This window comes from Salirhabdus euzebyi (genome assembly GCF_014207435.1).
GTDB lineage: Bacteria > Bacillota > Bacilli > Bacillales > Alkalibacillaceae > Salirhabdus > Salirhabdus euzebyi.
The window spans coordinates 37,343-49,979 of the sequence record NZ_JACHGH010000012.1; the positions used below are offsets into that span (position 1 = coordinate 37,343).

Sequence of the window (12,637 nt, forward strand, 5' to 3'; positions counted from 1 at the left end):
GTTACATTATACCTAATTCTATTTATTTACCTAGTACAGTTATGGTAGATTAATAAAGTAAAGAAAAAGGGTTAGGGATTTTTTAACCTATGGTCGCAGGAGGAAAGAGAAATGCGGGAATACAAAAAAATAGACTTGCCTAAACAGAAAGGCCACAAGGCGTTATTGCCTAAAGTAGTGATGACTACTGTATTGGGACTAGGAATTACGATTGGTTCCGTCTATGCTGACTCTTTTCAAAATAATCTACCAAAAGTTTACCATGTATATGTAAATGGGGAACATTTAGGTACAGTCGGTAGTAAGGATGTAATCGAGTCTTTCATTGAAGAAAAGGTTTCTTCTGAAGAGAAGAAATTTGAAGATTTACATCTTGCGGTTAGCGAAGAAATTACGTACATACCGGAAGTCGCATTTCAACCTGTTTTTAACAACGAACGTGTTATCGAAAATTTAGAAGATAAGATAACATATAGTGTACAAGCTGTTAAATTAGTAGTTGATGGTGAGTTAGTCGGTTATTTTAATGATAAAGAAACAGCGCAACAAGTTTTAAATAAATTTATTGCAAAATATGTACCAGAAGAAATCGCATCTCAATATAGTATGAAAGCTATAGAGCAAACTACGGAAGGTGACACTGAGTCTACTGAAGAAGTTGCTACTTTATCTTCTTCTGAAGTAGAAGAAACAGAAACGACTCCGGTTTTGTCTGCTGGTCAATCTACTATATTAGACGTTGACTTCTCGAAAAAAGTTTCAATTGAGGAAGAAAAAATTAATCCTTCTGAGCTTCTAACAGAAGAACAGGCAATGAAGCTTTTAGAAAGAGGAACTATCGCTGATCAAATTCACAAGATTCAATCAGGTGAGGTTTTAGGATCTATTGCTGAGAAATACAACTTATCTGTTACAGAACTAATATCATTAAATCCTAACATGAATGAAAATTCTGTGTTAAGCATTGGACAAGAAGTAAATGTAACAGGATACAAACCTTTTATTGATGTTATTGTAACAGAAGATAAAATGGTGGAAGAAAGTATTGACTATCAAGTTAAATATGAATCTTCTGATGAATTATTTAAGGGTCAATCGAAAGTGAAACAAGAGGGCCAAGAAGGTAAAAAACACGTTCATTATCGTATTACGAAGGAGAACGGCAATGTAGTTAACCGTGAAGTAATTAATAGTGAAGTAGTGAAAGAACCTGTGAATAAGGTGATTATTCAAGGTACAAAAGTTATTCCATCTCGTGGAACAGGAAGTTTCCGATGGCCTACTGCTGGTGGATTCATTACGAGTGGTTTAGGATATAGATGGGGAAGTTACCATAAAGGGATTGATATAGCGGGTGTAAGTAATCGATCCATTTATGCTGCTGATAATGGAATTGTTAAATCAGCTGGATGGAATGGTGGATATGGATACCAAGTTGTTATAGACCACCAAAATGGTTTCCGTACAAGCTATAGTCACTTATCTTCCATACACGTTAGTCCGGGCCAAACGGTTCAAAGAGGCCAAACAATTGGTATAATGGGATCAACAGGAAATTCAACGGGTGTTCACTTACACTTCGAACTATATAAAAATGGAGCTCTACAGAACCCAAGTTCATATTTTTAAGAGTTAAAAGCTAGAAGTTTATCTTCTAGCTTTTTTTATACTTTAAGAAAATGTAACTTTGTTAAAGGATTAAAGTATAAGAAAAACGAAGGCTTTCGTCATTAGGACTTGGCTACAAGCCAAGTTTTTCTAATGTTTCGGGAAAATTCAAAATGTAAACTGATTCTTCAACTGATTATACATATAAGGGCAGTAGACGTTTCCCAGAAATAATTGAAGGTTGAATCTATAGAATTATCGGTTCAAGAAGCTAAATGAAGGTTGAGTCGAATGAATTAACGATTTGAGGAGCTAAATGAAGATAGGACTTAATTTATTGATTGGTTCACTGTAAGAATTGAAACTTTAGCGTAATAAATGCAATTGTATGTAGTTATTATCCCCTTATAAAGCTACGAATGTCATCAATCACCAATTTAGGCACCTGTGCATAACGTATAGCATCACTGAAAAGTGGTGGACCAATACAAGGATGGTGATAAAAGTGGAATTAGGATTTAGCCATTTGCTGTATGGTTTGTTCACCTTGATCATTATCGTAACAATGATTTTTCGTAAAGGAGTCGTACTACCAACCTTATTAGGAACATTCCTTATTGCATGGGTGTATAAAGGAAGTGTTGTTGGTGGCTTTACTGCCATTTTTAACGCCAATTTAGTTGCTGCAAAAGAATTGTTTAATATCTTTCTAATTATTACATTCATGGTAGCTTTACTACACGCATTAAAGGATCTAGGTGCAGATCGGAAAATGATTCAACCTATACAAAAAGTAATGACCAATGCACATATTGCCTATTTTGTACTTGTTATAGTAACGTATGTTATATCATTATTTTTCTGGCCTACCCCTGCAGTACCGTTAATTTGTGCATTACTAGTGCCTGCGGCTATACGAGCTGGTCTACCAGTTATGGTTGCTGCCGTTGCAGTAGCGTTAGCAGGGCAAGGTATGGCTCTTTCATCTGACTATATCATTCAGGTTGCACCAGAGCTGTCCGCGAAAGCTGCAGGTATTGAAACTAGCGCACTCGTGGATAAGGCACTAGTACTATCGTTAATTACAGGTGGAGTGGCTATTTTTTTAGCTTATTTCTTGAATAAGAAGCATTTTAGAAGAAAGAATGATCCAGCAATAGAAAAAGAAATAATAGCAATGCAAGGGCTTGATGAAAGTAAACGAAATACAGAATCAAAAAATCTTTCCACATGGAGTAAAGTGTTTGCTGTTCTCGTTCCGTTGTCCATGGTAGCTGTTATGTGTTATATGATTTCCTCCAAGCTTTCTGCAGGAAGAATGGGAGGATTTGAAGGCGGAGATGGTGCTGCATTTATTGGAGGAGTAGCTGTTATTTTACTTCTTTTAGCATCGGTCGCTTTTGGTAAGCATAAATCACTGGATACAATAAGTGAACACTTAACAGATGGCTTCGTATTTGCGTTCCGAGCGATGGGACCAGTTATTCCAATTGCAGGATTCTTCTTTTTAGGAAGCTCTGATTTTGCAGGTAGTATTTTATCACTTGGGGATCAAGAACCACCAGCATTTTTATTTGATATTGTGCAGGCTTCTCAGGATGTGTTACCTCAAAGTACAGTATTAGCAGCATTTAGTATTCTTATCATCGGAATAATTACTGGATTAGATGGTTCTGGTTTCTCAGGCTTACCTTTAACTGGATCACTATCAGGTGCTTTATCATCCGCTGGAATGGATCCATCTACATTAGCTGCAATCGGGCAAATGGGGTCGATCTGGACTGGTGGAGGTACTATTATCGCCTGGTCATCGCTGATTGCTATTGCAGGTTTTTGTGGTATATCGGTTATGGAACTTGTCCGGAAAAACTTTGTGCCAGTAATGCTCGGTTTAATTGCATCGACAACGTTAGCTTTATTTATTTGGTAAAACTTCAAAAGGCAGCTCTCCTTTAATGATAAGGAAGACTGCCTTTTATACTCTCATTGAGTAATAATGAGTAAAGATGTCACAATAACGACGAGAAAAGTACCAAATAGAAAAAAACATTCGATAAATCCTAAAAAAAGATAACTATTTTTTGTGGCAGCACCTACCATGGGTGACAGAATGCCTAACATGAGTCCATTCACATAACCTGACAAAACGGTATGATAATCAAATAAGGCCCCAAATAGTGCTCCTATTATCATTCCAATAAAGGTTGAAATGATAGTGACAGTAACAAAATGAAGAAGGTATTGATAAATAAAAACACACCTATAGTAATAGTACTAAAACCGCCCACTGTAAGAGAAATATTCATTCCGTGCTTTCTTTTTTATACAGCCGACTAGAATCATAGTTACATCTTAAAATATCCAAAAATCATTGAGACATCCCTTTACTCACTATAAAATTCAATAGATTTAATATTTTCAATCGGAATAATTCTTTTTGTCACTCTAACGCGATCTTTTTTTTCTATTTTGTTTTTATTGATTGGTGGCTTGGAAGAAACAAGGTCATCTTTCTCAACAAATGGCTCTTTGTCCTCACTGTTTGAAATGTCTTTCGTATCATCACTATTGTCAGAAATCTTCTCCGTTGAAGTAGCATTTTTTGTTTCATTAAGTTCTTCTAAATTGGAGGGTTTGTTTTCGAAAGGGTGTTGAGAAACATTGGCGTTATCCTTTTCTAGTACTTGTTCATAAGATGAGGATTTGTCGGTGACATCTAGACTTGCATGGTTATAATCATCTTTCGGAGGGTTGTGAACTACTGATGTTTCCGGGGACTGTGGTCTTTCTTCTCGAACAGGCTCCTGGTCATAAGTCTTGATAACCCCTTTTTTGATATAAGCTTGTAGGCTATTAGATGGTTTATCTGCAGGTACCTCTTCTGTTTTAGGCTTTTTATTCATGCTTTTTTCTATCGTCTCTTCCAAACAAAAGGTTTGTAGCATACCAATTCTTTTGAGTGGGATAGTTAGTGAATGCTTATTCTCCCTTCTAATTTCATTGATAAAGTAAGGTTCAAATTTTGCTGATTTTTTCTCCTTATTAAAATAAAGTAGCCGATAAAAAATGGTATTACAAAAGGACGTCTCGATCCTGTTTCCATCGGTATTATAAAGTATAAACAAATATGTCTTTTCCATTTTAGGGATCAGGTTTGGAACTGGTTGGTGCATACTTTCCATAAATTTTTGGTAATCCTCTACTTTTTCAAAGATAGAAGAAAAAGTTGCCTTTCCTAATTCCATACGTTTTCCCTCCGTCAACACAAATTGATTCTCTAATATCATATGTGTACTAAAAATGGTTGATTAGGCCATCTCCCTTTTCATCTTGTAAAAGGCTCTTGCCTAAAGGTTAATAGGTAATTTTATCAGTTTGTTTTTACTAAACCAACTATCTTCCAAATACATAAATTAGCTGAAATGTGGTTAGTAGAATTGGGGAGACGGTACCTCAGTCACTAGAGCTTATTCAGTGGTTATTTGCTTAACACTAAAAATTTATTTGTTACAAGCAATAGATCAACATTTCGAGTTGTATCAGATAGAGAAAATATGCAAGGTACACTTTATGGAATAGAGGAAAAGAGGATTATAGTAAAGGTCCAATAAGCAATCTTCTTTTCATGGAAATGTAGAATTGAAAAATGTGTTAATTGGTCTAGCAATTAACACATTTTTTATAAGAGCATTTTGTTAAAACTAATAATTTTCTTGAAATTCGAACCATTTAACGGAATGTAAAGGATATATGGCAAATTTATTTCTTTTTGGTTTCCTTCTTATATACCTTTTTTTTCTAGAGTGAGGAATTTTTTCATCAAAGTCATCCTCATCTAAATCTTCCTTATCTTCTTCCCATTCTTCTTCTTCATCTTGTAAGTCTTCCATTTCTTCAATTTCCTCTTCTAAGGCATCTACTTCTTCTCTTAAATTAGCTAATTCTGCTTCTAGCTCTTCTAGTAAATCTTCCTCTTCATCTGTGACAAAAGAGGAATCGGATAATTTCTTTAAAACTTTTACTTCTACATAATTACTGCCGACGTGACAAATTTCAGCTAGAATTTTTTCCGTCTCACTTCCTGCATCCACACTCAGTTTTACTTTACAGCCAGTTAACTGCCTTAATCGATAATTAATCCCATTTGTCAGACCACCTAAACGCACTTTAAAATGATCATCACATAAATGACGATCACATAAACATGTTTCATAACGGTGACCATATGTTTTATCGTAATGATCATCGTAATCAAAGTCATTATGATAATTACCAGCATGGTTGTGTTTTCTTAAAAGCATCCCGCATTTGGAACAAAATGTGTCAGACATGTCTTTTTCCTCCTTTTACCAGCCATTCATACAAGTAGCCATAAAGGTTTAATAAATATTTTCTTTACTAATTTATGATTAAATTTTTTATATGAATGGACCCTATACATGAAAATGGAAAATAACATGCCTATTTTTAAAAGCTAAATAGGAGAGAAATAATCTTGTGAATGGATCCATTGTCTAGAAGTATGAATATAATAAGTGGATTTATGTAATAAAAAACGGGGCCAAAAAGCCCCGTTCATTTGTTTATTCTGATTAAAGGACAGATACTGCAGGTAGGCAAGTAATTGCACAGAAGCACTTAAGATCTACAGTGATACAGATACCAGTGCGGTTTAAATCACGTACTTCTTCTCCATCAATTTGTTCACAAGGATCTTTGTCACAACGTGCACCTTGTTGGTTACCAGGAGCATCTGGTTCTTCGTCATCAAAAGTAAGAAGTTCTATTACTGCACAGCAGTCGTCACTAACTTCTTTTACACGGAAGATAAAGCTTTCTGTGCAGTCAAGACGTTGACGTCCGCCAGAAAATTCAATATCAGCACCAAATGCTTTAAATGGTTTTAAGTCCTTACCATATAGAATAAATGGAACTGTATCTAAGTTGTTTCTAGATACAGGAGCTAAAAGATTATCAATTGATCTTGAACAACTAACATCACATGCTACATCTACTACATCCTCTTGTGCATCTGCAATAGCACGAACTACATCACATACGCAGTTGTCATCGCCGAAAATTGTTTCACCAGCAACGTTATCATTGAATTTTTTTCCACAACCCATGGATTAGAACACTCCTTTTTTTATTTATTAGCTTTTACAGTACTAACATATGTCCTTAGTAACTTTTTGTATGGTTATGTATCATCATTTAATCAAAAAGATAAAAAATAGGCTAAAACACCTTTTGGATATTTAAGCAAAAAATGGGGTAGTATCATGTACCTTTTTCGTCTATTTGTATAGATTGTTGTATGGATGGTATTGGATCTTTTACCTTAGATCCTTTATGTTTTCTTCCCCTTTCTATCAACCGTTCATTTTAATAAACGCCCATCACCTGGGCGTTCATTTTTTCAGAGCTGGAGAATACCTACTCTAGGGAAAATAAGTAATTTTTCAATGTAATCAATTCAAGGTGATGACTATACATTAGATAGTGATAATGTAAAGCTGGTTACTTTCTTTTACACGAATTGTCCAAATAATTGTCCTTTAACAATGCATTATGTCAGAAGAATGCAAAACATCTTGGAGAAGAAGGGTTTACTTGGTGAGGAAATTATATTTCTATCTATTTCACTTGACCCCAGTGTAGATACATGAGAAAAAGTTTATGACTATACTGAAAATTTTCAAGTTGGAAGTGTTTAGTAGATACTGAAGAAAATACGAAGGAAATAGCCGAACAATTTGAAATGGTTTATAAAAAAATAAAAGAGGGATTTGTAGCCCATAGTACAACTGTTTATTTACTTAATCAGCATAACGAAATCCGAGGAATATACGAAATGGCAACAAATCAAAAACCATTAAATACAAAAAAAATATTAAAAGATATGTATAATCTAGTACATGAAGAGTAGGACGAAATGATACATTTCGTCTTTTTTATGTGAAAATAGGAAACAAAAAGTTAATAGTAATGATTTTAAAAGAATAGCATGTACATAAGAATTTATTTTTAAGGAGGAAAAAGAAGTATGAAAAAAACAACATTCCTATTCATGTTGTTTCTTTTGTTCATAACTGCTTGTGAGGAAGAAGTGAAAGAACCTATAATAACAGGAAAAGAGCCTATTCAACTTCATGGAAAGTTTGCCGATGATACTACTGCTTACGAAATTACATACGACAGTGACGGTTTAAATATATCTGGTTATTTGTTAATGCCAAGTGATTTAAAAGAGGAAGCTCCTGTTATTATGTTTAATCATGGTGGGGTTTTAGATTCAGGAGCGATAAGTAAGAAAATGTTAGAGGATCTAGCTTATTGGACTCATAATGGTTACATCGTTTTAGCATCCCAGTATCGAGGGGTGGGAGAGAGTGAAGGGGAATATGCTTTTGGTGATGGTGATGTTGAGGATGTGTTGAACTTATTAAAAGCGGTAGATGAAATTGAACATGCTGATGATGAGAATGTATTCATGTATGGTGTTTCAAGGGGGGGCATGGTTACTTACCAAGCTGTTAAGGAAGGAGCCGATGTCAAGGCTGCGGCTTCAGTTGCAGGTATATCTGATCTCGTCTCAGGTTATAAGCAAGCCCCGTCCTCGTTAAAATATTTTTTATATGAGACATTGGGATTTCTAGATGCCAACTTAAGTTCTTATAAGGAACGTTCAGCGGTATACTGGGCGGAAAAAATTGATGTTCCTCTCTTACTAATACATGCCAAACAAGATCCAGTAATCCCCGTGGATCAGACGAAAAAACTCGCTGAAAAATTAAAACTAGCCCATAAAAATGTGAAAATGCTCCTTTTTGATAGTCGATATCACACTTTAACGGACCAAACAGAACAATATTTAGAAGAAGTGAACAACTGGTTCTCCCAATATAAAGAACCGAAGTAATGATACAATAAGAAAAAAGTATTGGTGGAGGACAAGAATGAGAAAAAGAATTAGGGATTTAAATATTAGGATAGGCACCATGCAACCGGGCAAAAGAAATGCGATTACGGATGTCCCAGGGGTAAAGGTAGGGCACGTTACACTAAATGAAGATTTGGAAAACGAAGAATGTATTCGGACTGGTGTGACAGCTATTTTACCTCATGATGGTAACCTTTTTCGTCATAAGGTGCCAGCTGCTAGTTTTGTATTAAATGGATTTGGAAAAACTTCCGGACTAGTGCAGGTAGAAGAACTAGGGGAAATGGAAACACCTATTATGTTAACGAATACATTTAATGTTGGGACTGTTATGAAAGGTACATTAGAACATATGCTGGAACAAAATCCTGAAATAGGTGATACGACAGGTTCTTTAAATGTAGTTGTTGGTGAATGTAATGATATGTATTTAAATAGTGCTAGATTATTACCTATACTACCAGAACATGCAAGACAGGCTATCGATAGTGCTTCAACTGAAGTAGAGGAAGGGGCAGTCGGTGCTGGGACAGGTATGCTATGTTATCAATATAAAGGTGGAGTAGGTACTTCCTCGCGTATTATTAACGATCAATACACAGTAGGCGTTTTAGTAGTGAGCAACTTTGGTCAAAGAAAAGAATTTGAGCTAGCCCGTTATAAAGATCCATTAATGAACGATAAGGACATTCCTGATGGATCAATTATGATGATAGTTGGTACGGATGCACCACTATCTGATAGACAATTAAAAAGGTTATCTAAAAGGGCTCCGATTGGATTAGCACGTACTGGTAGTAACGTGCATCATGGAAGTGGAGATATTGTCATTGCTTTTTCAAATGGCTATACGATTCCTCACTTTGCAGAAAGTGATTTTATAGAACAGAAGAAACTAATTAGAGATGACTCTAAGATCATGAGAGAGTTGTTTCAAGGAGTAGCAGAAGCTACAGAAGAGGCTATTTTAAATTCGTTAACAATGGCAGAGACAACTACAGGTAGAAAAGGTAGGGTAGTTGAAGGTTTGCCTTATGACTTGTTAAATAAATAAATTATACCTCCCTAACCATTTTGTTGGGGAGGTTTTTATTTCCTGGGAAAAGAGTTTTTAGGTAGAATGATTATAGATGCCATATTTGACTGCAAGGAGTTTGCTATTATGCAAAAAACAAAGCTTATCATTATTTTAGCTATCGTCCTCATTTTTTTTTTTATTGTTAATTTAGATACCAAAGGTTACCTTTTAAGCTCGGATACTGTTAATTATGAAGAGCTTGATTTACTAATTGATGAAATTGGATCCCAGTCAGAACTCTCTCGAGAAGAAGTGATTAGGGAAGCAATCGATTTTTACTTTCAAAGTAAAGCATTATCGGAAGAGGCGGCCAAGCGGGGATTTGAAGTATCTGATCAAGAGCTACAAGACTATGCCGAACAGATGATAGAAACGGTCAAACAATTTGGACCAGAAATGTTGGGGCCAGGTTTTGAAGCGTTCCTGGCAGAAAAAAACCTTACAATAGAAGAATTCTTCTACCGTAATTATCAAGGAAATCGATTAAGACAGCAAATGTTAATTCAGAAATTACATCAAGATATTTTTCAGGAGCAAACAAATGATAGGCAAGACTTTGAACACCTAGAAGAAACTATAGAGGCCATAATCGATTCCTATAAACAAAAGCACCGCTTCGAAATGAAAAAGGTACAAAAGCATTACCACACCGATTAACCTTGTGCTTTCATATTCAAAGGGTATAGGTTGCAAATTTCTGTAATACCTTTTTTTAGTTCTTGATGAATCACGTAAGAAAACGTGTCATCCATGATTGTCGGTTCTCGATTAATAATTGCAGATGGGACGTTACAATATTTTGTTGCATATATAGGTAACGAATTAAAAGGAGTTACAAACAGGGACGTCCCTAACACGAGAAGAAAATCTGCCTTTTCAATCGCAGCCTCAGCTTTTTCATGTTCCGTAATCATATCTCCAAAAAGAACAATATCCGGTTTAATAGAAATGGAACAGTCCGTACAATAAGGAATAGCATGTTCAAGAATATACGATAAGGGATATGATTTATAGCAGGTTGGACAGCTTGCTGTTGTAAGTGTGCCATGGTACTCAATGACCTTTTGGTTTCCTGCCTTTTTATGTAGACCATCAACATTTTGTGTTATGACAGTTACTTCTTTACCTATTTCTTCTAATTGTTTTATAAAATGATGTGTTAGATTAGGTCGAAAGTTTCCAGCCAATTTTAAATGAAAGATGGATTTGTATTTTGTCCAAAAATCACGGGGATTTTTCTGGAAATATTCGTTGGACATAAAATATTCTCTAGAGCGGTCTTCTTCCCAAATACCATTAGTGGAACGAAAATCTGGTATACCACTATCTGTACTTACTCCAGCCCCAGTAAGAACTACTATGTTCGTTGCTTTTCTTATTTGATTAGTAATAGCTGCGTACATTGTTTATCCTCACTTTTTATTAAATCCTTTACTTTTAACGTAAGTAGTTACGTCTTCCCGTACAGGTTTAGACAGTTTTCGGTGTAGTTGATCAGTCCATGTATCTGAACGGTTATTTTCCGTGCGATTTTCATAGTAAGCTCCTAATATTTCATTAAATTCATCAATATATTTTTCTGTTTCCTCGTTATTTTGAGGATAACTATTTTCCGAGTACACAGCTTCTATCGGTAACCGTGGCTTTCTTTCCGGTTCTTGATCCGGATAGCCAATAGTCATACCAAAAAGGGGAATGACAAAAGGGGGAAGATTTAACAATTGATCCACTTTTGCAATATTGTTCCTCAGACTTCCAATATAACAAATACCAAGTCCCATAGATTCTGCTGCAATAGCAGCATTTTGAGCAGCTAGAGAGGCATCAATTGTTGCCACAAGAAAATGCTCTGTATTCATTAAGTTTTCTGTGATTTTTTCCTTAAATGACTCATCGGTTTTCAGTAAAAAACGGTTTAAATTGGCACAGAAAATGAATAAATGTCCATTGTTTTCAACGTATGACTGACCAGATATAAGAGATAACTCCTTTTTGATAGTAGGGTCCGTAATTCCGATTATGTTATAAGCTTGGTAGTAGCTAGAAGTGGATGCTTGTTGAGCAGCCTGAACGATTGTATGAATTTGTTCTTTCGTAATCGGCTCGTTTGTATATTTACGTATAGATTTATGATTAAGTATCGTTTCAATAGTTTGATTGTTCATTGCTGATTCTCCCTTTCAGTTGAGTTTATAGGCAGCTGTTATAATTCAAATTCAATAGTTATTCTCTCCTGAACAGGTGCTGATTCAATAGGGTCTACGTTTTCATTTGTAATCATATCTTCACTTGGCACTTCAATAGTCATTTTGTCATTTTCAAGCCATGTCATACTATAAATTGGATAGTTGAAACGGAGCACATCATAAGTTAACTCGTCATTTTTTAAAGGAACAACCACCATTTTTTCTAGATCTATCGCTAAGATATGATTCGTTATTCCGTCTGCTTCCGTATTTTTGTAGCGATTGAACTTAATTAAAGCATGCTTTTGATCAGGAGCTAATTGAAAATCCTCGTAGTTAGCAAAATCAACGATAGGAATAACTTGTTCTTCATTTTTAGATTTTTGTATGAATAAATAAGAGCAATTCTTTTTTGTAGATTGACACGCATATTCCATTAAATAATGATCAGTTTCTTCTGAATCTGTAAGCTTTATTCCTTGAAATTCTTTTATTTTCTCTTCTACATTTTTAGTATTAGCTAAATAATAGGCAAGCATCGGAATGTTATCTAAATGAAATGATACTGTTTCTGCATCACCTACAGGTAAATTTATCGTTTCAGGAAGGACAATTTCTTCTTGGTGGGGTTTATCTTCGACGACAGGAATACTCGCAACCTCTTGGGTTTTTTCCTCCGAACAACCTATCAATAATAACAAAGAGCTAGCGATTATCCACTTTTTCATAGTCCAGTCTCCTTTAATGGGTTCATGTAGTATCCATCCTATTGTACAACACCTGAATTTGCTTGTTAATTAATTCCCTTCATTAGATTATTCT

Annotated in this window: 12 protein-coding genes and 1 pseudogene; 7 read left to right on the forward strand and 6 right to left on the reverse strand. The window is 35.2% G+C overall.

Annotated features, from left to right (window positions below; genetic code table 11):
* Positions 1-111: 111 nt before the first annotated feature.
* Both HNQ94_RS16085 and HNQ94_RS16090 read left to right on the forward strand, forming a co-directional pair.
* Positions 112-1,629, forward strand: a complete 1,518-nt coding sequence (locus tag HNQ94_RS16085; protein WP_174497383.1) for a M23 family metallopeptidase — start codon at positions 112-114, stop codon at positions 1,627-1,629.
* A 484-nt stretch (positions 1,630-2,113) separates the two neighbouring features.
* Positions 2,114-3,538, forward strand: coding sequence for a hypothetical protein (locus HNQ94_RS16090; RefSeq protein WP_174497382.1), 1,425 nt, complete (start codon positions 2,114-2,116; stop codon positions 3,536-3,538).
* A gap of 454 nt (positions 3,539-3,992) precedes the next feature.
* Here HNQ94_RS16090 and HNQ94_RS16095 read toward each other — a convergent pair whose 3' ends face one another.
* From HNQ94_RS16095 to HNQ94_RS16105, 3 genes are all read right to left on the reverse strand, one after another.
* Positions 3,993-4,853 (reverse strand): hypothetical protein, encoded by an 861-nt coding sequence (locus HNQ94_RS16095; protein WP_174497381.1) that lies wholly within the window; start codon positions 4,851-4,853, stop codon positions 3,993-3,995.
* 456 nt (positions 4,854-5,309) lie between these two features.
* Positions 5,310-5,939, reverse strand: a complete 630-nt coding sequence (locus HNQ94_RS16100; protein WP_174497380.1) for a hypothetical protein — start codon at positions 5,937-5,939, stop codon at positions 5,310-5,312.
* Positions 5,940-6,200: 261 nt separating this feature from the next.
* Positions 6,201-6,734 carry a CotY/CotZ family spore coat protein gene (locus HNQ94_RS16105; protein WP_174497379.1) on the reverse strand — a complete coding sequence of 178 codons (534 nt, stop codon included), beginning with the start codon at positions 6,732-6,734 and terminating at the stop codon, positions 6,201-6,203.
* Positions 6,735-7,124: 390 nt separating this feature from the next.
* Here HNQ94_RS16105 and HNQ94_RS19840 point away from each other — a divergent pair, with 390 nt between their 5' ends.
* From HNQ94_RS19840 to HNQ94_RS16125, 5 genes and pseudogenes are all read left to right on the forward strand, one after another.
* A complete protein-coding gene (locus HNQ94_RS19840) occupies positions 7,125-7,277 on the forward strand; it encodes an SCO family protein (RefSeq protein WP_221452603.1) in 153 nt (50 codons plus the stop codon).
* Between the two features lie 65 nt (positions 7,278-7,342).
* Positions 7,343-7,537, forward strand: a pseudogene (locus HNQ94_RS19895) (SCO family protein); the annotation flags it as partial.
* 117 nt (positions 7,538-7,654) lie between these two features.
* A complete protein-coding gene (locus HNQ94_RS16115; protein ID WP_174497378.1) occupies positions 7,655-8,530 on the forward strand; it encodes an alpha/beta hydrolase family protein in 876 nt (291 codons plus the stop codon).
* A 37-nt stretch (positions 8,531-8,567) separates the two neighbouring features.
* Positions 8,568-9,605 (forward strand): DmpA family aminopeptidase, encoded by a 1,038-nt coding sequence (locus HNQ94_RS16120; protein ID WP_174497377.1) that lies wholly within the window; start codon positions 8,568-8,570, stop codon positions 9,603-9,605.
* A gap of 108 nt (positions 9,606-9,713) precedes the next feature.
* Entirely contained in the window at positions 9,714-10,286 is a 573-nt protein-coding gene (locus HNQ94_RS16125; protein ID WP_174497376.1) for a SurA N-terminal domain-containing protein, read from the forward strand.
* On the opposite strand, the gene HNQ94_RS16130 is transcribed toward HNQ94_RS16125, so the two are convergent.
* From HNQ94_RS16130 to HNQ94_RS16140, 3 genes are read right to left on the reverse strand one after another with little or no spacing between them, the layout of a single operon-like run.
* Positions 10,283-11,032, reverse strand: coding sequence for an NAD-dependent protein deacylase (locus HNQ94_RS16130; protein ID WP_174497375.1), 750 nt, complete (start codon positions 11,030-11,032; stop codon positions 10,283-10,285). The two genes, HNQ94_RS16125 and HNQ94_RS16130, sit on opposite strands and share 4 nt — an antisense overlap.
* 9 nt (positions 11,033-11,041) lie before the next feature.
* Positions 11,042-11,794, reverse strand: coding sequence for an oxygen-insensitive NADPH nitroreductase (gene nfsA / locus HNQ94_RS16135; protein WP_174497374.1), 753 nt, complete (start codon positions 11,792-11,794; stop codon positions 11,042-11,044).
* Positions 11,795-11,832: 38 nt separating this feature from the next.
* Positions 11,833-12,543 carry a hypothetical protein gene (locus HNQ94_RS16140; protein WP_174497373.1) on the reverse strand — a complete coding sequence of 237 codons (711 nt, stop codon included), beginning with the start codon at positions 12,541-12,543 and terminating at the stop codon, positions 11,833-11,835.
* Positions 12,544-12,637: the final 94 nt, after the last annotated feature.